The sequence below is a fragment of the Pseudomonas sp. 01L34 genome, assembly GCF_056400265.1.
This window is the reverse complement of sequence record NZ_JBFTSX010000004.1, coordinates 142,221-165,846: the sequence shown is the minus strand read 5'-3', so window position 1 is coordinate 165,846 and position 23,626 is coordinate 142,221. Positions and strand designations below refer to the sequence as shown.

The following is a 23,626-nucleotide window of genomic DNA, read 5'->3' as shown; positions in this document are numbered from 1 at the left end:
TGGGTCCGCTGCGCGGCCCAACGGGGGCAAGCCCCTCGCCACACAAGCCGGCTCCTACAGGTCGCCGGTACAGCCCACTAATAAAGACAATAGGGGTCGTCATGGATCAACCCAGTGCAAACCCGCAGCGCAGCTATACCCGTGGTTCCCAGGACAAAGCCTTGCTGGCGATGACCATCGGCCAGGCGTTTGATAACACCGTCGCGCAATACCCGAACGGGGAGGCGCTGGTCGTGCGCCACCAACAGCTGCGTTACACCTGGCAGCAGCTGTCGGATGCTGTTGATCTGCACGCCAGAGCATTCCTGGCACTGGGTTTGCAAACCGGTGACCGGCTCGGCATCTGGGCCCCGAACTGCGCCCAGTGGTGCATCAGCCAGTTCGCCAGTGCGAAAATCGGCGTGATCCTGGTCAACATCAACCCGGCTTATCGCAGTTCGGAACTCGAATACGTATTGAAGCAATCCGGCTGCCAATGGCTGGTTTGCGCCGGGGCCTTCAAGACCTCCGACTATCACGGCATGCTGCAAGGGTTGGTGCCGGAATTGGCGGAGCAATCCATCGGCCGCTTGCAGAGCGAACGCCTGCCGGAACTGCGTGGGGTCATCAGCCTGGATGCGCAGCCACCCTCGGGTTTCCTGCCGTGGTCGCAATTGGCCGATCTGGCGGCCAGTGTGTCGATCGCGCAATTGCACGAACGCCAGGACAGCCTGCATTTCGACCAGGCGGTAAACATCCAGTACACCTCCGGCACCACCGGTTTCCCCAAGGGCGCGACCCTCAGCCACTACAACATTCTCAACAACGGTTACATGGTCGGCGAAAGCCTCGGCCTGACCGCCGATGATCGGCTGGTGATTCCGGTGCCGCTGTATCACTGCTTCGGCATGGTCATGGGCAACCTCGGCTGCGTCACCCACGGCAGCACCATGATTTACCCCAACGATGCCTTCGATCCGCTGTTGACCCTGACCACCGTCGCCGAAGAAAAAGCCACCGCGCTTTATGGCGTGCCGACCATGTTCATCGCCATGCTCGATCAGCCCAAGCGCGCCGAATTTGATTTGTCGAGCCTGCGCACCGGGATCATGGCCGGGGCGACGTGTCCGATCGAGGTGATGCGTCGGGTTATCGGCGAAATGCACATGAGCGAAGTGCAGATTGCCTACGGCATGACGGAAACCAGCCCCGTGTCTTTGCAGACCGGTCCGTCGGACGATCTGGAATTGCGCGTCACCACGGTCGGCCGCACCCAGCCGCAACTGGAAAGCAAGATCATCGACGAGGCGGGCAATCTGGTGCCACGCGGCACCATTGGCGAGCTGTGCACTCGGGGTTACAGCGTGATGCTCGGCTACTGGAAGAACCCGAAAGCCACCGCCGAGGCTATCGATGACGCTGGCTGGATGCACACCGGCGATCTGGCGAGCATGAACGACGAAGGCTACGTGTGCATCGCCGGGCGTAACAAGGACATGATCATTCGCGGCGGTGAGAATATTTACCCAAGGGAACTGGAAGAGTTCTTCTTCACCCACCCGGCGGTTGCCGATGTGCAGGTGATCGGCATTCCTTGCTCCCGGTATGGCGAAGAGATTGTCGCCTGGATCAAATTCCATCCCGGCCACAGCGCTACCGAGCAGGAACTGCAAGCCTGGTGCAAGGAGCGTATCGCGCACTTCAAGACGCCGCGTTACTTCAAGTTCGTCGAGGAGTTTCCGATGACCGTGACCGGCAAGATCCAGAAGTTTCGGATGCGCGAGATCAGCATCGAGGAGCTGCGCAGCAAAAACGCCTGACACATAACCAGTGTGGGGGCGAGCCTGCTTCCACATGTGGGTCGAGAAAAATAGAAAGGCAGGAAAGCACAAAGGGGAGCCGAAGCTCCCCTTTAATTTTGTCGTTACGTGCTCTTTTTTTATTATTGAGGGGCGGTCTGTTGTTGTTTTTGGCAACCGTGGCCCTTTACCGCTGTTTTTGTCGATCCCCATCCGGGATCAAGAGCAAACGTATTTTTTTGAGCGCTGATCTACTTTTTCGCCAAGCGATCCAACCAGTTCGGGAGCTACCTGAAGGTAGTTTTATTGTTCTCTGCCCGGTTGCGGGTTACTCCGAAAAGCACCCTGAAAAGCACACCTTCTCCAAAAAAATCTGTTAGCTGCGTCTCTGCCGTGTTGTTCTTGTTATGTCAGAGTCGTTACGTCTTATTTTTATTGGTTTGCAGCTTTTTATTCTTGTTATGCCATAGAGATAGCAGAAGCCGTGCCAACTTTGAAAAGTCCTTTAAAATCAATGTTTTGTTTTTTTTGAGATTTTTTCATCCGTACCAAACCTGACAATTTGTTTCCGTGTTACTCGTTTCCGCCCCACGTTCCAGAACACGCGGTAACACCCGGACACATCCACATTGTCACTGTGCGCTGCGAGCCTTGGCCACGCGAGAACCGGTAGGGCGCCCCAGCACCGCGCAAATCTGCTGGCCGGCGCGAATCAAGGCGTCCAGGTCGATCCCGGTCTCGATGCCCAGGCCGTTGAGCAGGTAAACCACGTCTTCGGTGGCGACGTTACCGCTGGCGCCCTTGGCGTACGGGCAGCCGCCAAGGCCGGCAATGGAGCTGTCGAATACCGAAATGCCTTCCAGCAGGCTGGCGTAGATATTGGCCATGGCCTGGCCATAGGTGTCGTGGAAGTGCCCGGCCAGTTTTTTCCGTGGCACGTCGGCCGAAACCACTTCAAACATCTTGCGGGTCGCGCCAGCGGTACCGGTGCCGATGGTGTCTCCCAGCGAAACCTCGTAGCAGCCCATCGCATAGAGCTCGCGAGCGACCCGGGCGACTTGTGCAGGCTTGACATCACCCTCATAAGGGCAGCCCAGCACACAGGACACGTAACCGCGCACGCTGACGCCGTGTTGTTTGGCGGCGTCCATGATCGGCACGAAGCGCTCCAGGCTCTCGCTGATCGAGCAATTGATATTGCGCTGGGAGAACGCTTCGGACGCTGCGGCGAACACCGCGACTTCCTTGACCCCGGCGGCGATAGCGTCTTCAAAGCCCCGCAGGTTGGGGGCGAGGGCGCCATAGGTCACCCCTGGTTTGCGCTGGATCTGCGCGAAGACCTCGGCGGAACCGGCCATTTGCGGCACCCATTTGGGCGAGACGAAACTGCCGACTTCTATATAGCCGAGGCCAGCGGCGGTGAGCGCATCGACCAGTTGCACCTTGTCCGCGACGCTGATGGGTTGGGCTTCGTTTTGCAGACCGTCGCGGGGGCCGACTTCGACCAGGCGTACGTGGGTGGGGAGGGACATGGGAATCGACCTGTTGAGATTGTATGAATGTTCACAGAGCCCTGTAGGAGCTGAGCTTGCTCGCGAAAGCGTCAGGTCAGTCGACATCCATGTTGAAGGACATACCGCTTTCGCGAGCAAGCTCAGCTCCTACACGAGCTGCTGGCTCTTGATCGTCTGCTCCAGCGCCTGGGTGCAGCGCTCCTCGGCTGTGTCGAGTTCCAGCTTCATCTGTTCGATGTCCAGCAGTTGCTGCTCGAGTTGTTCCCGACGCTCGGCAATTTTCGCCAGCATGCTGTGCAATTGCTTGGTGTTACCGCTGGAGGGGTCATAGAGCTCGATCAGCTCGCGGCATTCGGCCAGGGAAAAACCAATGCGCTTGCCCCGCAGGATCAGCTTCAGGCTGACCTTGTCACGGGGCGAATAAATGCGTTCCTGACCGCGACGCTCGGGGCTGAGCAGGCCTTGCTCTTCATAGAAGCGAATGGCCCGGGTGGTGATGTCGAGCTCGCGGGCGAGGTCGGAAATGCTATAGGTCTGGCTGCTCATGGAAGCGCTCGAAAAAGGTCATGGCGCTAAGCTAATGTCAGGTTGACGTTTACGTCAAGGGGCATGAATTGTCTGTGTAGTGACGGGCCTCTTCGCGGGCAAGCCTCGCTCCTACAGGTTTGGTGTCGATCATTTAATCGTGGTTCGACGCTAACCTTGTAGGAGCGAGGCTTGCCCGCGAAGAACAATGACACGGATTAACGTCCTACACCTTATCCAGCTTCTTCTCGTGCGCCGTGACCTGCTGGCACAACTCGATCATCTGCTCGCGCATCCAGCGGTTGGCCGGGTCCTGGTCGGTGCTTTCGTGCCAGTAGAGGTGGGTTTCCACCGGCGGAACTTCTTTGACCGGCAGGTTCACCGAGTACAAATCATGGCGACGGGCGAAGCGTTCCGGCACGGTCATGACCATGTCGGTCTGCTGTAACACCTGGGACGCCATCAGGTAATGCTGGGAGCGCAGGGCGATCTTGCGCTGAATGCCCATTTTGCCCAAGGCCAGGTCGACATAGCCCAGGCCGCTGCGGCGGCTGGAAATATGGATGTGGGTCAGGGACAGGTAATCGTCGAGGGTGAATTTCTCTTTGCCCGCCAGCGGATGGCCCTTGCGCATGGCGCACACATAGCGGTCTTCCATCAACTTGACGTGGCGCACCTGCGGGTCGGTGTTGAGCGGTGCATCCACCGCGAAATCCAGGCGACCGGCCGCCAGTTCCTTGGTGGTTTCGCGGCGTTTGGACAGGAAACTCTCGATGATCACCGTCGGCGCCAGGCGGCGCAGGCGCTGGAACAATGGCGGGAGGATCACCGCTTCGGTGAGGTCGGTCATGCTGATGCGGTAGGTCTTGACCGCCTGCAACGGGTTGAAGATGCGGCTTTCCTGTACCGACACCCGCAGCAGGGAGAGGGCGTTACGCACCGGCCCGATGATGTTCTGCGCCATTGGCGTCGGCACCATGCCCTGGGCGGTGCGCACGAAAAGCGGGTCGTTGAAGGTCTCGCGCAGACGGGCCAGAGCGTTCGACACCGCCGGTTGAGTAATGCCGACGATCTGCCCGGCGCGGGTCAGGTTGGCTTCGGTGTAGATCGCGTCGAAGACGATGAAAAGGTTGAGGTCGACCTTGCTCAGATTCATGCGCTGCACTCTTGTTATCAGGGGCGTCTTGGTCGGACCCGAGGGCCTTGGCAATCAGCCGATCATATATCGGTGATGAATGTTAATACACGCCGAGAATAGGTTAGGTAAATTTTCGTAGCTGTTCTAGCATCGATTGCATGACCTGAACAACTCCTCTGAACCCCTGATTAAAAGGTAGAGCTGCCATGGATTTCGCTTATTCGCCCAAGGTCCAGGAACTGCGTGAGCGCGTGACTGCGTTCATGGACACCTACGTTTACCCCGCCGAAGCGGTGTTCGAACGCCAGGTCGCCGAGGGCGATCGCTGGCAGCCGACAGCAATCATGGAAGAGCTCAAGCTCAAGGCCAAGGCTGAAGGCCTGTGGAATTTGTTTCTGCCTGAGTCCGAACTCGGTGCCGGCCTGACCAACCTCGAATACGCGCCATTGGCGGAAATCATGGGCCGCTCGTTGCTGGGCCCTGAGCCGTTCAACTGCTCGGCGCCCGACACCGGCAACATGGAAGTGCTGGTGCGTTACGCCAACGAAGAGCAGAAGCAGCGCTGGCTCGAACCACTGTTGCGCGGCGAGATCCGCTCGGCGTTCGCGATGACCGAACCGGACGTGGCCTCGTCCGACGCCACCAACATGGCTGCCCGTGCCGTGCGAGACGGCGATGAGTGGGTGATCAATGGCAAGAAATGGTGGACTTCAGGGGCCTGCGATCCGCGCTGCAAGATCCTGATCTTCATGGGCTTGAGCAACCCGGATGCACCGCGCCATGCGCAGCATTCGATGATTCTGGTGCCGGTGGATACGCCGGGCGTGAAGATTGTGCGTCCGCTGCCGGTGTTCGGTTACGACGACGCGCCTCACGGCCACGCCGAAGTGCTATTCGAGAACGTCCGGGTGCCGTACGAAAACGTCCTGCTGGGCGAAGGACGCGGCTTCGAAATCGCCCAGGGTCGTCTCGGCCCGGGCCGGATTCACCACTGCATGCGTTCGATCGGCATGGCTGAACGTGCGCTGGAGCTGATGTGCAAACGGGCGGTCAACCGCACCGCGTTCGGTAAACCTCTGGCGCGTTTGGGCGGCAACATCGACAAAATCGCCGACTCGCGGATGGAGATCGACATGGCGCGACTGCTGACGTTGAAAGCGGCGTACATGATGGACACCGTCGGCAACAAAGTGGCGAAGAGCGAGATCGCGCAGATCAAAGTGGTTGCACCGAACGTGGCGTTGCGGGTGATCGACCGGGCGATCCAGATCCATGGCGGGGCAGGGGTGTCCAACGATTTCCCGCTGGCCTACATGTATGCCATGCAACGCACCCTGCGCCTGGCCGACGGCCCGGACGAAGTGCACCGCGCGGCGATTGGCAAGTTCGAGATCGGCAAGTATGTGCCTAAAGAAATGATGCGCAGCGGGCACTGAGACCTGTGGCGAGGGGGCTTGCCCCCGTTCGGCTGCGCAGCAGTCGTAAATTGTACACCGCGTCTTTCCAGGAAAAATGCGGTGGCCGGTTTGAGGCCCGCTTCGCGGTCCAACGGGGGCAACCCCCCTCGCCACAGTAGGCCCCCAAGCCACAATGTTTGGTGCTTACTTCAATACACCCAAACCTCAACCCGCCGATTCTTGATCCGCCCTTCATCCCCGCTGTTGGTCGCCACCGGCATCTCGGCGCCAAAACCGCGAATCTCGCGAAACACCACGCCGCTTTTCACCAGTTCTCGCCGCACCGCCATGGCCCGCAGTTTCGACAGCAGGTCGGCCCGCGCGGGGTCGCTCTTGGCATCGCCAAACCCTACCAGCGTCACCTGCCGATTGGTTTTGTCGTGCTGCCTTATATAGTCGAGCACCCGCGACAGGTCCTGGCGGGCCTTGTTGTCCAGCGTCGCGCTGCCTTCTTCGAAGCGAAAATTCACCGTCAGCCGCTGGGCATGCCGACTGAGTGCCTGATAACCCTCGGGCATCAGCGCATTCGGTGTGACCGCCATGGCCTGAACGGTCTGCGCGATAAAACCATTGGCCGCGACAATCGCCTGGCCTTTGCTGCTTTGGGCGAACTTGACCAAGGCCTTGGCCCAGGGATTTTTCCCGTTCGGCGGCTGGTAAAAGAACAGCCGACGGGACAGAGGGTAATCTTCCGTCGCGATCAGGCTATTGAGCGGCAGCATGGCCTGGGAGTCACCATCGACAATGGCCACGGCTTTGGCCTGGCGCACATAAGGCAAACCGATGAAGCCGATGGCTTGCGGGTCCAGACTCACCGCGTCGGACAATTGCTCACTGGATTCGAAGCGTTTCGCGTTGCCGCTCAGCATTTTCCCACGCGGGCTGAGGACCAGTTCCTTAAACGTGTCGTAGGTGCCCGATTGGTCATCCCGCGCGTAGAGATGAATTGTCCCACCGCTGCCGCCGAGTTCTTCCCAGGTTTTCGTCTCGCCGCTGAAGATTCGTGCCAATTGCTCGGTGTTGAGCTGCTTCAGCGGATTGTGCGGATGAAGGATGATGGCCAGCCCGTCGATGGCGATGACTTGTTCGGCAACCGGGCTTTTCAGGTCGCCCAGCGGTTCGAGATCCAGTCGTTCGCTGTCCTTGATCGGCCGTGACGAGGCCGCAAGATCGGCGGAGGCGATTTTCAGGGCTTTGAACCCGGTGCTGGAACCGTGGGCCGCGACTTCCACCTCCACTCGGCGGCCCTGAGCGGTTTCGCCGACGATGCGTTGTTCGTTGGCTTTGTCCGGGGCTTCGCGGTGCACCTTGAGCAGGCCCTGTTCATGCATCAACCCCTCGACCAGCGCCGGCCCCAACGCCGCGCCAATGGTGTTGGAACCCTGGATGCGCAGCACCGGGCCGCGTTCGGGCGTCGGCAGATCGCCGGCCGATACTGTCAACGGCAGCACGGCGCCGAGCAGCAGGAACAACACGCGCAGGGACATGCCGGCACCTTAATAAGCCAAAGAAAGTGCCGGGAGAATAAGTCAGTAAGGTTTCTGAACGATGACAGTGATCGTTCCCACGCGCAGCAAAGGAACGTCGCCGGGGACGCTCCGCGTTCCGCTGTTGAATGTGACGCAGAGCGTCACGGGATGCATTCCCACGCAGAGCGTGGGAACGATCAGATCAGCTCAACTCAAGCCAGATCGGCGCGTGATCGGAAGGCTTTTCCATTGCGCGCAGTTCGTAATCCACGCCTGCGTCCTTGACCCGAGGCAACAACCCGTTGGACGCCATGATCAGGTCAATCCGCAGCCCGCGCTTGGGCTCATCTTCAAAACCGCGGCTGCGGTAGTCGAACCAGCTGAAACGGTCGGCAACCTCCGGGTTCAGGTGACGGAAACTGTCCACCAGACCCCAGTTCTTCAGGCGTGCCATCCATTCGCGTTCTTCGGGCAGGAAGCTGCATTTGCCGGTTTTCAGCCAGCGTTTCATGTTATCCGGGCCAATGCCGATGTCGCAGTCTTCCGGGGAAATGTTCACATCGCCCATCACCACGATCGGCTGGTCGTTGCTGAACTGGCTTTCCAGCAATTGCTGCAAATCGCTGTAGAAACGTTCCTTGGCCGGGAACTTGGTGGGGTGATCGCGGCTTTCGCCCTGTGGGAAATAGCCGTTCATGATGGTTACCGGCACGCCATTGGCGTCGGCGAACGTGCCCCAGATAAAGCGCCGTTGAGCGTCTTCTTCATCAGTGGCGAAACCTTTGTGCAGCGCAATCGGCTCCTGGCGCGAGAGCAGGGCCACGCCGTAGTGACTCTTCTGGCCGTGGAAATACACGTGATACCCCAGCGCCTGCACCTCGGCCAGGGGAAACTGGTCGTCGTGGACCTTGGTTTCCTGCAACCCGATCACGTCCGGCTGATGCTTTTCGATCAGCGCCGCCAGCTGATGCGGGCGAGCGCGCAGCCCGTTGATGTTGAAGGAGACGATCTTCATGGTCGGCAGTCCTGGCAAAAGTGCGATGCTAGCTGACATGTAGGAATGGGGCCAGCTTTGGGGTGAGGGGATTCGTTGTGTCCTGTCAGAGATGTGTTGGCAGATCCGGCCTCTTCGCGGGCAAGCCCGGTCGATGAAGCTCCTCGCTTGGTCTATACCTGTCTGGGGAACTGTGAAGCCACCCCAAGGCTCGTACCAAGAAGAGCGCAGCCATCTGAGCTGTGCCCCAGGGAGATCCGCCGTTATGCCCGAAACCTCGACCGCCATCGCCGATATTCACATGCTCGACAGCGGCTATTCCCGCGAAGCGCGTTCCCTGTTGTACCAGGCGTACCGGCACGAGCCGACGTTCGGCTACCTGTTCGAAGCCGAACGCCCCGGTTATGAACAGCGAGTCCGGGCGACGGTGCGCGAACTGATCAAACAGCACTTTCTGCAGGATTTGCCGGCCATCGGCCTGCTGGTGAATGACCGCTTGATCGGCATTGCCCTGATCGCGCCGCCGCAACGCCGCCTGGGCATCACCGAAAGCTGGGCCTGGCGCTTGCGGATGGTGCTCAGCACCGGGTTTCGCTGTACCCGACGCTACCTCGATTACCACGCCGCCGTGATGGCGTGCGTGCCGTCCGACTCGGTGCACGTCCTGCCATTGCTGGGTGTTCACCCGCAGTTCCAGGGCAAGCACTTTGGCGAACAGTTGCTGCAAGCGGTGCACAACTGGTGCGCGGTCGATGAGCACTCCCAAGGCGTGATCCTCGACACCGGGAATCCTCGCTATCTGGAGTTCTATAAGCGTCAGGGCTATGAGGAAATCGGCGAAGTGGCCGTAGGACCGATTCGTGAGCACGTGTTTTTCCACGCCAACCCGCAGGTGTTACAAACAGCAACAGCGTAATCGCCGAACTTATGGGACAAGTCCGGCTCTATCAGGCTCCCAAGCTCGTGATAGCATCCGCGCCTATGAATGTTCCAGGAAGAATCACCAGCGGCCTGTTGATGCTGTTATCCAGCTGCGCGGCGCTGGCGCAAAGTGAATTGGATGTGCGGATCAAACCGTCCAACGATGAACTGAAGGCCAATATAGAGGGCTATATCGGTAGCCTCGGCGATCGCGATGAAGAAGCCTTGCTGCGCTTCAGTCGCGGCGCCGAAGAACAGGCGCGCAAGGCCGCCCAGGCCTTGGGGTATTACCAGCCGCAAATCGACAGCGACGTGAAGGGCGGCAAGACGCCGCGCCTGGTGCTGAACATCGATCCCGGCGAGCCGATCCATTTGCGTAACGTCACGATACGTGTCGACGGTCCTGCCGCCTCGCTCAAATCCTTTCGTGTGCCCAAAAGCGACCTGCTAATGCCAGGCGCGGTGCTTAACCATGGCCGTTACGAAGACGCCAAGCGGCTGATCCAGAACCAGGCCTCGCGTTTCGGCTTCTTCAGTGGGCGCTTCACTCGCCAGAAGCTGCTGGTGGACCCGCGCGCGGGCGTCGCCGACATCGAATTGATCTACGACAGCGGCCCGCGTTATGCGCTGGGCAAAGTCAGTTTTGAAGGCGACACGCCGTTCGACGAAGACCTGCTGCAACGCATGGTGCCGTTCAAGGCCGGTACGCCCTATGACTCGGAACTGATCGCCGAACTCAATCAGGCGCTGCAATCGAGCGGTTATTTCGAAGGCGTGCGCGTCGACGCGGCGCCAACGGCCTCCAAGGACGACGTGATCCCGGTGGCGGTCAAACTCGATACCCGCAAGCCTCGGACCATGGGCTTGGGTCTGGGGTTTTCCACCGACGTCGGCCCGCGAATCAAGGCCAACTGGACCCGGCACTGGGTCAACCCGCAAGGCGACAGCTATGGCTGGGAAGCCGAACTGTCGGCACCGCGGCAGAACGTCGGGGTGTTTTACGACATTCCCCTGGACCCACCGTTGACCGACAAACTGCGCTGGGCCGCTGGCTATCAATATGAAGATATCGCTGGCACCGACTCCCGCAGCAAATTGCTGACCCTCGGCCCCGAATGGCACAGCAAGTTGCCCAGCGGCTGGCAGCGGGTGGTGTCGCTTAAATGGCAACGTGAGGAATACACACTCGGTGACGACTCGGGGCTCAGTACCTTGCTAATGCCCGGCGTGAGCTATTCGTACCTGAAAAGCGACAACCGCATCGATCCGCATAATGGCTATCGCCTGCAATTCGAAACCAAGGTGGCCAAGGAAGGATTGGGTTCGGACACCAACCTGGTGTATGGCACGGCACTGGTCAAAGGCCTGACCACGGTCTTCGATAAACACCGCTTCCTCGGTCGGGTGCAGGTCGGCGGCAGCGCCACCAACGGTTACAAATCGGTGCCGCCGTCTCTGCGCTTCTTCGCCGGTGGCGATCAGAGCGTGCGCGGTTACGACTACCAGAGCCTGTCCCCGGAGAACTCCGATGGCGACCGTATCGGTGGCCGTTACATGGTGGCCGGCAGCGTCGAGTATCAATACTCCATCGCCGAAAAGTGGCGGGTCGCAACCTTCATCGATCAGGGCAACTCCTTCAACACCCTCGAACTGCCGAACCTGAAGACCGGCGTCGGTATTGGCGTGCGCTGGGTTTCGCCGGTAGGGCCGATTCGCCTCGACCTGGCCCACGCGATGGACGACGACGGCGGCATTCGACTGCACTTTTCCATGGGGCCTGAGCTGTGAAGCGTGGTTTGAAAATAGCGCTGCTGGCGATCCCGGCGCTGCTGATGCTGGTCGTGCTGGCCTTGATCATCGTGCTGGGTACGGCGACGGGCAGTCGCTGGGCGCTCGGGTTTGTGCCGGGTTTGACCGTGGAGAATTTCCAGGGCCGTTTGGGTGGACAGTGGAGCGCCGACCATCTGCTGTGGCAGCAGGACAACAGCCGGGTTGAGCTGAACCAGGCGATTTTCGCCTGGTCGCCACTGTGCCTGACGCGCATGACGCTGTGCATCGAGCAATTGCAGGCCGAGCAGGTCAGCCTGCAATTTCCGCCAGGCGCAGAAGAGCAAAGCAGCGGGCCGATCAGCCTTCCAGACTTGAAATTGCCGCTGGCCATTGAGTTGGGTGACGTCAAGGTCGGCCGTCTGCTGTTCAATGGCAGTGAAGAGCTCAAAGGCCTGCAACTGGCGGCGCACTGGACCGAACAGGGTTTGCAGATCGACTCGGTGCACTTGCAGCGGGATGAACTGAGCCTGAACCTGTCTGGCCTGTTGCAACCGAGCGGCAACTGGCCGCTGACCGCCGAAGGCAAACTGACCTTGCCGGCGCCGGGCACCGAACCCTGGGCGCTGGTGTTGAAGGTCGACGGCGATCTGCTGAAAACCCTGAACCTGAAAGCCGACAGCAGCGGTTACCTGAACGGGCAGTTGACCGGCGAATTGCAGCCGCTGGTGGAAAACCTGCCGGCAAAAGTGCGTATCACCGCTGACGGCTTCAAGGCCAGCGCCGAGTTGCCGGACACCCTGCAACTCAATCAACTGGAGCTCACCGGCGACGGCGACCTGAAAAACGGCTACCAGTTGCTCGGCAAAGCCACGTTGCCTGCCGAACTTGGCCCGGTCGCGTTGTCGCTGCAAGGCAAGGTTGACGCCAAGGGCGCGCAAATCGCGGGTCTCGACCTGACCGCCAATGACAAACAAAGCCTCAAGCTCACCGGGCAACTGGACTGGAGCAAAGGCTTCAGTGCCGAAGCGAAAATCGACTGGCTGGATTTCCCCTGGCACCGCCTCTATCCGCTGATCGATGAGCCGCAAGTGGCACTGCGCAGCTTCAACGGTGAAGTCTCCTACACCGACGGCAACTACATCGGTAACTTCAAGGCCGCACTGGATGGCCCGGCCGGGGCGTTCAGCCTGAACAGCCCGTTCAGCGGCGACCTGAGCCAAATCCATCTGCCGCAATTCAAGCTCGAAGCCGGGCAGGGCAAGGCCGAAGGGCACCTGAACCTGCAATTTGCCGACGGCATCGCCTGGGATACCGCGCTGGACCTCTCGGCGATCAACCCGGCGTACTGGCTCGCGGAGTTGCCGGGTACCTTGGCGGGTCCGTTACGCAGCAAAGGCGAGATGAAGAATGAAAGGCTCAGCCTGACCGCCGACCTGGACCTGAAAGGCAAACTGCGCGGGCAGCCGACGGTGTTGCAAGCCAAGGCTGATGGCGGCGGCGAGCAATGGAACCTCAGCGCGTTGCAGATTCGCCTGGGTGACAACAGCATCAACGGCCAAGGCAGCCTGCAACAGAAACTCGCCGGCCAGATCGACATCAAAATGCCGCGCCTGGCCCAACTCTGGCCGCAACTGCGCGGCCAGCTCAATGGTCGGGTCAATGTCGCCGGCACGCTCAAGGCACCGCAAGGCAAGCTCGCCCTGCAAGGCACGCAACTGGTTTTCGAAGACAACCGCCTGCAAAGCCTCAATCTGGATGCCACCCTCGACAGTGCCCAACGGGCGAAGATCGACCTCAAGGGCAGTGGCATCCAGACCGGCGACACGTCACTGGGCACCTTGACCGCCAGCGGCCAGGGCGACATCAAAAACCAGAAGCTGACCCTCGACCTGCAAGGACCGAAACTGAAACTGGCGCTCGGTCTCGACGGCGCGTTGGATAAAGGTAACTGGCGCGGGCGTCTGGCCAGTGGCGATATCCAGGCCGGTGGTCAGGACTGGAAGCTGCAAAACCCGGCCAGACTCGAACGGCTGGCGGACGGCAAAATCAACTTCGGTGTCCATTGCTGGATGTCCGGCCCGGCCAGCCTGTGTGGCGAAGACCAGCGCTTGATGCCGGAGCCAAAGCTGCGTTACCACCTCAAGCAGTTCCCGATCGACAGCCTGGCGCAATGGCTGCCGAAGGATTTTGCCTGGCAGGGCCGGCTCAACGCCGACCTGCAACTGGACTTGCCGGCCAGCGGCCCGAACGGCCAGATCAGCGTCGATGCCAGCGGTGGCACATTGCGCATGAAGGAAAAGGATCAGTGGCTGGATTTCCCCTATCAGACCCTGAAACTCACCAGCAAACTCACGCCAAAACGCATCGACACCGACCTCAGCTTCGTCGGCGGCAAGCTTGGTGAGCTGATGCTCCAGGCGCAGATCAACCCGTTGCCGAAGAACAAACCGCTGACCGGCTCATTCCGCCTCAATGGCCTGGATTTGTCGGTGGCGCGGCCGTTTGTGCCGATGGTCGAGAAACTCACCGGGCATTTGAACGGCAGCGGCACGCTGTCTGGCGGGTTGTTGGCGCCGCAGGTCAACGGCAACCTTGAGCTGCGCGACGGTGAAATCTCCGGGCCGGAACTGCCGATGGCGCTCCAGGCCCTGCAACTGCAAGCCGTGATTGCCGGCGAAACCGTACAGCTGAACGGCAGCTGGAAAAGCGGCAAGGCCGGGCAGGGCAGCCTCAATGGCAACATCGCCTGGGGCCAGGCACTGGTCGTGGATCTGGCGCTCAAGGGCTCGCAGTTGCCGGTCACCGTCGAACCCTACGCCGCGCTGGAAGTGGCGCCGGACCTGAAGATCTCCATGAAGGACGACAAACTGGCGATCGTCGGCAAGGTGCTGGTGCCCAAGGGCGAAATCACCGTGCGCGAGCTGCCGCCGTCGACGGTCAAGGTCTCCGATGACACGGTGATCGTCGGTCAGCAGACCGAAGAGGGCAAGCCGCCGATGGCCATGGCGATGGACATCGACGTGGTGGTCGGGGAAGACAAACTCAGCTTTGCCGGGTTTGGCCTGACCGCCAACCTGCAAGGTCATGTGCACATCGGCGACAACATGGACACACGCGGCGAACTCTGGCTCAACGACGGGCGTTATCGCGCCTACGGCCAGCGCCTGACGGTGCGCCGGGCCCGCCTGTTGTTTGCCGGTCCCATCGATCAGCCGTACCTGGACATCGAAGCGATTCGCCAGACCGACGACGTGATTGCCGGCATTCGCTTGAGCGGCAGTGCCGAACAGCCGACCACGCAGATCTTCTCCGAACCGGCGATGAGTCAGGAGCAGGCGTTGTCCTACCTGGTGCTGGGGCGTCCGTTGAGTACCACCGGTGAAGACAACAACATGCTCGCCCAGGCCGCCCTCGGCTTGGGTTTGATGGGCAGCTCCGGGGTCACCAGCGGGTTGGCCAAGGATCTGGGTATTCAGGACTTCCAGCTCGATACCCAAGGCAGCGGCAATACCACCAGTGTGGTGGCCAGCGGCAACATCTCCGAGAAGCTCAGCCTGCGTTATGGCGTAGGCGTGTTTGAACCGGCCAACACCATCGCCTTGCGTTACAAGCTGAGCAAAAAAGTCTACCTCGAAGCCGCCAGCGGCGTGGCCAGTTCGCTGGACATCTTCTACAAGCGGGATTTCTAACCCCCTGCGCGATCCCTGTGGTGAGGGGGCTTGCCCCCGTTGGGCCGCGCAGCGGCCCCAAAACTTGCCATTTCATTCCTTCTGAAACCCTGCAAATCGAAAAGCGACGACTGCTTCGCAGCCGAACGGGGCGGTGCGGCGTTCCGACAAGCCCCCTCGCCACAGAGATTTGTGGTGGTCGGTCGTGCGCCTTTTATCAGTCGAATACAAAGCATCCTAACTATTGCGTTGACATTGGCTGCCTAAGCAGTAATATCTCGACATACATTCACTGCCTAGGCAGCTAATTGGTGGTCCGATGAAACATTTCTCCTCATACGATTTCCATAATTGCCATCTCGGCCTCTTGCTCGGACGCGCCGCGCTGCTCAAGGACCGGATCATCGACACGCACATGGAACCGCACGGCATCACCGCCGCGCAGTTCAAAGTGTTGATCATCATGGCCCAGTTCGGCGTCGATACCCCGGCCGAGCTGTGCCGCCATCTGTCGCTGGACAGTGGTTCGATGACCCGCATGCTCGATCGTCTGGAACAGAAAGGTTTCCTCGCCCGCCAACGCTCCGAAGCAGACCGCCGTCAGGTGCAACTGGTGCTGACCGAACAAGGTCAACAGTTGACTGACCGTCTGCCGGAAATCGGCGCCGATGCCATGAATGAACTGGCCGGGGCCATCACCCCGGAAGAATTGAAAGCCCTGGAACACATCCTGAAGAAAATCCTGGTAGCGGCGGGTGACTCGATCACCTTGCTGCGGGTAGGTGGCAATGAACAGTAAACGCCTGCGTACCGGACTGAGCCTGGTGCTGTTGGCCATGAGCGTCGCCGGTTGCGCCAGTTACAGTGGCCTGAGCACCGAAGGCGTCAGCCTCGATGCGAAGAACCTCAAGGCCGGGCAGTCGCTCAATGGCGTGACCCTGACACCCGCCGCATGGCCGAAAAGCGACTGGTGGAAAAGCCTCGGCGACCCGCAGCTCGACGGCTTGATCCGCGAAGCCCTGCACGACAGCCCCGACATGCAAATCGCCGACGCCCGCGCTCACCAGGCCAGTGCTGCCGCCTACGCCGCCGATGCTGCACGGATGCCCACCCTCGATGCCAACGCCGGTGTCAGCCGTTCGCGTCTGGCCCGCGACAAAGACCCGAGCGGGCAGGGTGGCACTTACTCCACCGTGCGTAATCTCGGCGCCAGCTTCAATTACACCTTCGACCTCTGGGGCGGCCAGCGCGATGCCTGGGAAGCCGCGTTGGGCCAGGCCCGCGCCGCCGAAGTCGATCAGCAGGCCGCGCAACTGACCTTGTCCGCCGACGTCGCCCGTGCCTACAGCGATCTGGGGCAGGCGCACATCATCCATGACCTGGCCAGCGAAGACCTCAAGCGCACCAAACAAATGCTCGACCTCAGCCAGCGTCGCCTGAGCTCGGGGATCGACAGTCAGTACCAGTTCCAGCAAACCGAAAGCCTTGAAGCCAGCTCCGAAGCCAGCCTGATCGACGCCGAGAAACGCCTGCAAAGCGCGAAAATCGCCTTGGCGGTGCTGCTGGGCAAAGGCCCGGATCGCGGCAACGAAATCGCCCGGCCGAAAGTCCTTCAGGCCAGCGCCGTTGCATTGCCGTCGGTATTGCCGGCCGAACTGCTCGGTCGTCGTCCCGACCTCGTGGCCGCGCGCTGGCGGGTCGAGGCCGCGAGCAAGAACATCGCCGCTGGCAAAATACAGTTCTATCCCAACTTGAACTTGAGCGCGGCGGCGGGTGCCGAATCTTTACTGGGCGATGCGATGTTTGGATCGGCGAGCCGTTTCTTCAACATCGCTCCAACGATCTCGGTGCCGATTTTCGACGGCGGCCGCCTGCGTGCCGACCTCGATTCCCGCGACGCCGATTACGACCTCGCGGTGGCGCAGTACAACAAAAGCCTGGTGAAAGCCTTGGGCGATGTCAGCGACACCATCAACCAGTTGCACGATATCGGCCGGCAAATCGGTGCCCAGCAACACGCCACCGACATCGCCCGGGATTCTTACAACACCGTGGTCCAGCGCTACGGTTCCGGCATCGGCAACTACCTCGACGTGCTCAGCATCGAGCAGCAGTTGCTCCAGGCCCAGCGTCAGCTGGCCAACCTGAATGCCGAGCAGATCGACCTGTCGATCCAACTGATGCAAGCGCTGGGTGGCGGATTTCAGGGCGACACCCTGACCGCCGCCAACGCAACCCCAGCCACGCAGCACAACTAATTCAAGGTACTCGTCATGGCCACTGTCGATACAACTCAAGCCCCTGACAACGCTCAAGACACGAGCAACCCGCGCAAGCGCAAAGTGATGCTGTTTGTCCTGACCATCATGGTGATCCTCGCCGGAGCCGGCGTCTGGGGTTATCACCAATTCTTCGGCCGCTGGAGCGAAAGCACCGACGACGCCTATGTGAACGGCAACGTGGTGGAAATCACGCCGCTGGTCACCGGCACCGTGGTCAGCATCGGCGCCGACGATGGCGATTTGGTCCATGAAGGCCAGGTGCTGATCAACTTCGATCCGAACGACGCCGAAGTCGGTCTGCAAAGCGCCCAGGCCAACCTGGCCCGCACTGTGCGCCAGGTGCGCGGTTTGTACAGTAACGTCGACGGCATGAAAGCCCAGGTCAATGCGCAGCAGGCCGAAGTGCAAAAGGCTCAGGAGAACTTCAATCGGCGGAAAAACCTCGCTGCCGGCGGGGCGATTTCCCAGGAAGAGCTGTCCCACGCCCGTGATGACCTGACCTCGGCGCAGAACGCCCTGGCCAACGCCCAACAACAGCTCAAGACCACCAGCGCGCTGGTCGATGACACAGTGGTGTCGTCGCACCCGGACGTGATGGCCGCCGCTGCGCAAGTGCGTCAGGCGTACCTGAACAATGCCCGCAGCACCTTGATCGCGCCGGTCACCGGTTATGTCGCCAAACGTACCGTGCAACTCGGTCAGCGTGTCCAGCCGGGCACCGCACTGATGGCGGTGATTCCGCTGGATCAGCTGTGGATCGACGCGAACTTCAAGGAAACCCAACTGCGTGACATGCGCATCGGTCAGCCGGTGGACATTGAAGCCGATCTCTACGGTAGCAACGTCAAATACAGCGGCACCATCGACAGCCTCGGTGCCGGGACCGGCAGCGCGTTTGCCTTGCTGCCGGCGCAGAACGCCACCGGTAACTGGATCAAGATCGTGCAGCGGGTGCCGGTGCGGATTCACATCAATGCCGAAGAACTGGCCAAGCACCCGTTGCGGGTCGGCCTGTCGACTCAGGTCGAGGTGAACCTGCGCGACCAGAGCGGTCCGGTGCTGGCGCAGCAGCCACCGCAAAAGGCTTCGTTCAGTACCAATGTGTATGACCGTCAGCTGGTCGAGGCCGACGCGATGATCACCCAATTGATCCACGATAACAGCGCCGCGGTCAGCAAAACCGCGCACCGCTGATTCGCCATCACACCGACCCTGTGGGAGCGAGCTCCCTCTCCACAAAGCTCACTCCCACAAGGTCAGCTGCGTCAGTAACAGGCGCTGTGCCAATCCCGCTCCAAAAAAATCAGCTCCAAAGGATTCGCGATGAGCCATAACGCCTCTTTCTCGCCGCCCAGCCTGGTGCTCAGCACCATCGGCCTGTCGCTGGCGACGTTCATGCAAGTGCTCGACACCACCATCGCCAACGTGGCTTTGCCGACCATTTCCGGCAACCTGGGCGTGAGTTCGGAGCAGGGCACCTGGGTGATCACCTCGTTTGCCGTGAGCAACGCCATCGCGCTGCCGCTGACCGGTTGGCTCAGCCGGCGCTTTGGTGAGGTGAAACTGTTTCTCTGGGCGACGATGCTGTTCGTGCTGGCGTCGTTTCTGTGCGGTATCTCGACTTCGATGCCGGAGCTGATCGGCTTTCGGGTACTGCAAGGCCTGGTGGCCGGGCCGTTGTACCCCATGACCCAGACGCTGTTGATCGCGGTCTATCCGCCCGCCAGGCGCGGCATGGCCCTGGCGTTGCTGGCGATGGTCACGGTGGTGGCGCCGATTGCCGGTCCGATTCTCGGTGGCTGGATCACCGACAGCTACAGCTGGCCGTGGATCTTCTTCATCAACGTGCCGATCGGGGTTTTCGCCGTGATGGTGGTGCGCCAGCAACTCAAGGCGCGTCCTGTGGAGACCAGTTACCAGCCGATGGATTACGTGGGTCTGATCACCTTGATCATTGGCGTTGGCGCATTGCAGGTGATTCTCGACAAGGGCAATGACCTGGACTGGTTCGAGTCGAACTTCATCATCATCGGCGCGGCTATTTCGGTGATTGCGCTGGCAGTGTTCGTGATCTGGGAAATGACCGACAAACACCCGGTGGTCAACCTGCGGCTGTTCGCCTACCGCAACTTCCGCATCGGCACCATCGTGCTGGTGGGCGGATACGCCGGGTTCTTCGGCATCAACCTGATCCTGCCGCAATGGCTGCAAACCCAGATGGGCTACACCGCCACCTGGGCTGGCCTGGCGGTGGCACCGATCGGCATTTTGCCGGTGGTGTTGTCGCCGTTTGTCGGTAGGTACGCGCACAAATTCGACCTGCGATTGCTGGCCGGTGGCGCGTTCCTGTGCATCGGTTTGAGTTGTTTCATGCGCGCCGGGTTTACCAACGAAGTGGACTTCCAGCACATCGCCCTGGTGCAGCTGTTCATGGGCATTGGCGTGGCGCTGTTCTTCATGCCGACCTTGAGCATTTTGATGTCGGACCTGCCGCCGAGCCAGATTGCCGACGGCGCGGGGCTGGCGACCTTCCTGCGGACCCTGGGCGGTAGTTTTGCGGCGTCGTTGACCACCTGGATCTGGATTCGCCGGGCCGATCAGCACCATGCGTATCTGAGTGAAAGCATCACCACCTATGAGCCGGCAACCCGGGAGGCGTTGAACACGCTGGGCGGGGCGGGCAACCCGGCCTACGCGCAACTGGATCATGTACTGACCAGCCAGGCGTACATGCTCTCCACCGTGGATTACTTCACGTTGCTGGGGTGGGCGTTCATGGGCTTGATTCTGCTGGTATGGCTGGCGAAACCGCCGTTTGCGGCGAAGGCGGGGCCGGCTGCTTCCGGCCACTGAGGCAGGAAGATCGGTCCCACGCAGAGCGTGGGACCGATCAGGCTGAAGGTGCTGCCAATTGCGGCGGCGGGGTGAAATCAAACGGCGCCAACGCAAACCCTTGCTCATCCACCTGCAACGCCCAGCCTTGACGGTCCCAATCCCCCAGCACAATGCGCTTGGCCGCCTGCTCGCCAATCTGCAACTTGTGGATGGCGGGGCGATGGGTGTGGCCGTGGATCAAGGTTTTCACACCATAGGCCTGCATGACCCGCGGCACTTCTTCCGGCGTGACATCGACAATGTCATTGGCCTTCATCCGCGTTTGCGCACGGCTTTCACTGCGCAGCTTGCGCGCCAGTTTATGCCGGGTGCCCAAAGGCAGATGGCGCAGGATGAACAGGGTGATCGGGTTGCGCAGGTAGCGCCGCAGCTTCATATAACCTACGTCGCGGGTGCAGAGGCTGTCGCCGTGCATCAACAACACCGGCTCGTCGTAAAATTGCACGACACTCGGATCTTTGAGCAAGGTACAGCCGGCCGCTTTGCAGAAGGCCTTGCCGAGCATGAAGTCGCGATTGCCGTGCATCAGGAAAATGGCCGTGCCGCTGTCGCTCAAATTACGCAGGGCCTGGCAGATGGAACGCTGGAAGGCTGTCATGGCATCGTCGCCAATCCACGCCTCGAAAAAGTCGCCCAGAATGTACAACGCACTCGCCGAGCGGGCGCGTCCAGCGAGCAAATCCAGAAACGCCCGGGTAATGTCCGGGCGCTCCTCTTCCAGATGCAAGTCTGAAATCAGCAGTATCACTCAATGATCTCGGCTTTCTCGATGATCACGTCGTCTGCAGGTACGTCCTGGTGACCGGCCTTGGAGGTGGTGGCCACGCCTTTGATCTTGTCGACGACGTCGGTGCCTTCAACCACTTCGCCGAATACCGCGTAGCCCCAGCCCTGAACGGTCTTGGCGCTGTGGTTCAGGAAGCTGTTGTCAGCCACGTTGATGAAGAATTGCGCGGAAGCCGAATGCGGCTCCATGGTGCGGGCCATGGCAACGCTGTACTTCTTGTTCGGCAGGCCGTTGTCGGCTTCGTTCTGGATGCTTGGGCGCTTGTCTTTCTTTTCTTTCATGCCAGGCTCGAAACCGCCGCCCTGGATCATGAAGTTACCGATGACGCGGTGGAAAACAGTGTTTTCGTAGTGACCGGCCTTGACGTATTCGATGAAGTTGGCAACGGTCAGCGGTGCCTTTTCAGCGTTCAGTTGCAGGACGATGTCGCCGAAGTTGGTAGACAGTTTGACTTTGGTCATGATGGGTACTCATTCTAAGAATTCGTGGGTTTCGGGGCTCTACAGCCCTCAACCGGTCCGGCCAGTGTCGGCCAAGGTGCGCAGTTTAGCGTGCCGGACGCGAATTTCGAGGCTGTTTTTCATTGCCGGTCGATTAAATGCAACCGATTGCCGGCCTGCTCTGTCAGCCACTTGACAGCATCGGCTATGATAAGCCCCTTTGATTTATAACAGCCGCTTCGATTTGGCCAACTGGCCGCGCACTTGTACGTTCAAGGATCCTATGAGCAAGCCCACTGTCGACCCTACCTCGAATTCCAAGACCGGCCCTGCCGTACCGGTCAATTTCCTGCGCCCGATCATCCAGGCGGACCTGGACTCGGGTAAGCACACGCAGATCGTTACCCGTTTTCCGCCTGAGCCCAACGGTTACCTGCACATCGGTCACGCCAAGTCGATCTGTGTGAACTTCGGCCTGGCCCAGGAATTCGGCGGCGTCACGCACCTGCGTTTCGACGACACCAACCCGGCCAAGGAAGACCAGGAATACATCGACGCGATCGAAAGCGACGTCAAATGGCTGGGCTTCGAATGGTCCGGTGAAGTGCGCTATGCCTCGCAGTATTTCGACCAGTTGCACGACTGGGCGGTAGAGCTGATCAAGGCCGGCAAGGCCTACGTCGACGACCTGACCCCCGAACAGGCCAAGGAATACCGTGGCACCCTGACCGAGCCGGGCAAGAACAGCCCGTTCCGCGACCGCTCGGTTGAGGAAAACCTTGACCTGTTCGCCCGCATGAAGGCCGGCGAATTCAAGGACGGCGCACGTGTGCTGCGGGCCAAGATCGACATGGCCTCGCCGAACATGAACCTGCGCGACCCGATCATGTATCGCATCCGTCACGCGCATCACCACCAGACCGGCGACAAGTGGTGCATCTACCCGAACTACGACTTCACCCACGGTCAGTCGGACGCCATCGAAGGCATCACCCACTCGATCTGCACCCTGGAGTTTGAAAGCCATCGTCCGTTGTACGACTGGTTTCTCGACAACCTGCCGGTGCCGGCGCACCCGCGTCAGTACGAATTCAGCCGTCTGAACCTCAACTACACCATCACCAGCAAGCGCAAGCTCAAGCAGCTTGTGGACGAGAAACACGTCAACGGCTGGGACGATCCGCGCATGTCCACGCTGTCGGGCTTCCGCCGCCGCGGCTACACCCCGGCGTCGATCCGCAACTTCTGCGACATGATCGGCACCAACCGTTCCGATGGCGTGGTCGACTTCGGCATGCTCGAGTTCAGCATCCGTCAGGACCTGGACGCGAATGCCCCGCGCGCCATGTGCGTGCTGCGTCCGTTGAAAGTCGTGATCACCAACTACCCGGAAGACCAAGTCGAGAATCTCGAACTGCCACGTCATCCGCAGAAAGAAGAACTCGGCGTGCGCAAGCTGCCGTTCGCCCGTGAAATCTACATCGACCGCGATGACTTCATGGAAGAGCCGCCAAAAGGCTACAAGCGCCTGGAGCCGAACGGCGAAGTGCGTCTGCGCGGCAGCTACGTGATCCGTGCCGACGAAGCAATCAAGGATGCCGACGGCAACATCGTCGAACTGCGTTGCTCGTACGATCCGGACACCCTGGGCAAGAACCCCGAAGGCCGCAAGGTCAAAGGCGTGGTGCACTGGGTGCCGGCTGCTGCCAGCGTCGAGTGCGAAGTGCGTCTGTACGATCGTCTGTTCCGTTCTCCGAACCCGGAGAAGGCCGAAGACAGCGCCAGTTTCCTGGACAACATCAACCCTGACTCACTGCAAGTCCTCACCGGTTGTCGTGCTGAACCCTCGTTGGGCAACGCACAGCCGGAACACCGTTTCCAGTTCGAGCGCGAAGGTTACTTCGTCGCGGATATCAAGGACTCGAAACCGGGCGCTCCGGTATTCAACCGTACCGTGACCCTGCGTGATTCGTGGGGCCAGTGATCAA

17 protein-coding genes are annotated in these 23,626 nt (G+C 60.4%); 10 read left to right on the top strand and 7 right to left on the bottom strand.

The genetic code is table 11. From position 1 onward, the window contains the following. Positions 1-101 precede the first annotated feature (101 nt). A complete protein-coding gene (locus AC1DQM_RS12915; protein WP_477746291.1) occupies positions 102-1,799 on the top strand; it encodes an AMP-binding protein in 1,698 nt (565 codons plus the stop codon). A gap of 611 nt (positions 1,800-2,410) precedes the next feature. Here AC1DQM_RS12915 and AC1DQM_RS12910 read toward each other — a convergent pair. The 3 genes from AC1DQM_RS12910 to AC1DQM_RS12900 all read right to left on the bottom strand — a co-directional run bounded on the left by AC1DQM_RS12910 (position 2,411) and on the right by AC1DQM_RS12900 (position 4,973). Next, positions 2,411-3,310, bottom strand: a complete 900-nt coding sequence (locus AC1DQM_RS12910; protein ID WP_064618838.1) for a hydroxymethylglutaryl-CoA lyase — start codon at positions 3,308-3,310, stop codon at positions 2,411-2,413. Positions 3,311-3,439: 129 nt separating this feature from the next. After that, positions 3,440-3,838: a MerR family transcriptional regulator gene (locus AC1DQM_RS12905; protein ID WP_007904077.1), complete on the bottom strand. Its 399-nt coding sequence runs from the start codon at positions 3,836-3,838 to the stop codon at positions 3,440-3,442. A 205-nt stretch (positions 3,839-4,043) separates the two neighbouring features. Beyond that, positions 4,044-4,973 carry a LysR family transcriptional regulator gene (locus tag AC1DQM_RS12900; RefSeq protein WP_008068246.1) on the bottom strand — a complete coding sequence of 310 codons (930 nt, stop codon included), beginning with the start codon at positions 4,971-4,973 and terminating at the stop codon, positions 4,044-4,046. Positions 4,974-5,161: 188 nt separating this feature from the next. Here AC1DQM_RS12900 and AC1DQM_RS12895 point away from each other — a divergent pair, with 188 nt between their 5' ends. Further along, positions 5,162-6,391 carry an acyl-CoA dehydrogenase gene (locus tag AC1DQM_RS12895; RefSeq protein WP_008014296.1) on the top strand — a complete coding sequence of 410 codons (1,230 nt, stop codon included), beginning with the start codon at positions 5,162-5,164 and terminating at the stop codon, positions 6,389-6,391. Between the two features lie 170 nt (positions 6,392-6,561). Here the strand turns inward: AC1DQM_RS12895 and AC1DQM_RS12890 are convergent, their stop codons facing one another. After that, complete coding sequence (locus tag AC1DQM_RS12890) at positions 6,562-7,899, bottom strand: substrate-binding domain-containing protein (RefSeq protein WP_477746290.1); 1,338 nt, start codon at positions 7,897-7,899, stop codon at positions 6,562-6,564. 184 nt (positions 7,900-8,083) lie between these two features. Continuing rightward, positions 8,084-8,896, bottom strand: a complete 813-nt coding sequence (gene xthA, locus AC1DQM_RS12885) for an exodeoxyribonuclease III (RefSeq protein WP_018925465.1) — start codon at positions 8,894-8,896, stop codon at positions 8,084-8,086. 244 nt (positions 8,897-9,140) lie between these two features. Between xthA and AC1DQM_RS12880 the strand changes: the two genes are divergently transcribed. The 7 genes from AC1DQM_RS12880 (at position 9,141) to AC1DQM_RS12850 (ending at position 20,369) form a co-directional block, all read left to right on the top strand. After that, complete coding sequence (locus AC1DQM_RS12880; protein WP_018925466.1) at positions 9,141-9,791, top strand: GNAT family N-acetyltransferase; 651 nt, start codon at positions 9,141-9,143, stop codon at positions 9,789-9,791. 65 nt (positions 9,792-9,856) lie between these two features. Next, positions 9,857-11,584 (top strand): autotransporter assembly complex protein TamA, encoded by a 1,728-nt coding sequence (locus tag AC1DQM_RS12875; RefSeq protein ID WP_207238872.1) that lies wholly within the window; start codon positions 9,857-9,859, stop codon positions 11,582-11,584. After that, complete coding sequence (locus AC1DQM_RS12870; protein ID WP_477746289.1) at positions 11,581-15,255, top strand: translocation/assembly module TamB domain-containing protein; 3,675 nt, start codon at positions 11,581-11,583, stop codon at positions 15,253-15,255. Before AC1DQM_RS12875 ends, AC1DQM_RS12870 begins: the two co-directional genes overlap by 4 nt. A 298-nt stretch (positions 15,256-15,553) precedes the next feature. Continuing rightward, on the top strand, positions 15,554-16,033 hold the full coding sequence (locus AC1DQM_RS12865) for a MarR family winged helix-turn-helix transcriptional regulator (RefSeq protein WP_018925477.1): 480 nt from the start codon (positions 15,554-15,556) through the stop codon (positions 16,031-16,033). Beyond that, entirely contained in the window at positions 16,023-17,492 is a 1,470-nt protein-coding gene (locus AC1DQM_RS12860) for an efflux transporter outer membrane subunit (RefSeq protein ID WP_477746288.1), read from the top strand. The genes AC1DQM_RS12865 and AC1DQM_RS12860 overlap by 11 nt, the downstream gene beginning before the upstream one ends. Positions 17,493-17,507: 15 nt before the next feature. Further along, complete coding sequence (locus AC1DQM_RS12855) at positions 17,508-18,710, top strand: HlyD/EmrA/EmrK family protein (RefSeq protein ID WP_258612376.1); 1,203 nt, start codon at positions 17,508-17,510, stop codon at positions 18,708-18,710. 129 nt (positions 18,711-18,839) lie between these two features. After that, on the top strand, positions 18,840-20,369 hold the full coding sequence (locus AC1DQM_RS12850) for a DHA2 family efflux MFS transporter permease subunit (RefSeq protein WP_018925480.1): 1,530 nt from the start codon (positions 18,840-18,842) through the stop codon (positions 20,367-20,369). Between the two features lie 37 nt (positions 20,370-20,406). On the opposite strand, the gene lpxH is transcribed toward AC1DQM_RS12850, so the two are convergent. Next, entirely contained in the window at positions 20,407-21,159 is a 753-nt protein-coding gene (gene lpxH, locus AC1DQM_RS12845) for a UDP-2,3-diacylglucosamine diphosphatase (protein WP_477746287.1), read from the bottom strand. Beyond that, on the bottom strand, positions 21,156-21,659 hold the full coding sequence (locus AC1DQM_RS12840; RefSeq protein ID WP_086944998.1) for a peptidylprolyl isomerase: 504 nt from the start codon (positions 21,657-21,659) through the stop codon (positions 21,156-21,158). The genes lpxH and AC1DQM_RS12840 overlap by 4 nt, the downstream gene beginning before the upstream one ends. Before the next feature lie 262 nt (positions 21,660-21,921). On the opposite strand from AC1DQM_RS12840, the gene AC1DQM_RS12835 reads away from it, so the two are divergent. Continuing rightward, entirely contained in the window at positions 21,922-23,622 is a 1,701-nt protein-coding gene (locus tag AC1DQM_RS12835) for a glutamine--tRNA ligase/YqeY domain fusion protein (protein ID WP_477746286.1), read from the top strand. The last annotated feature ends 4 nt before the right edge of the window (positions 23,623-23,626 follow it).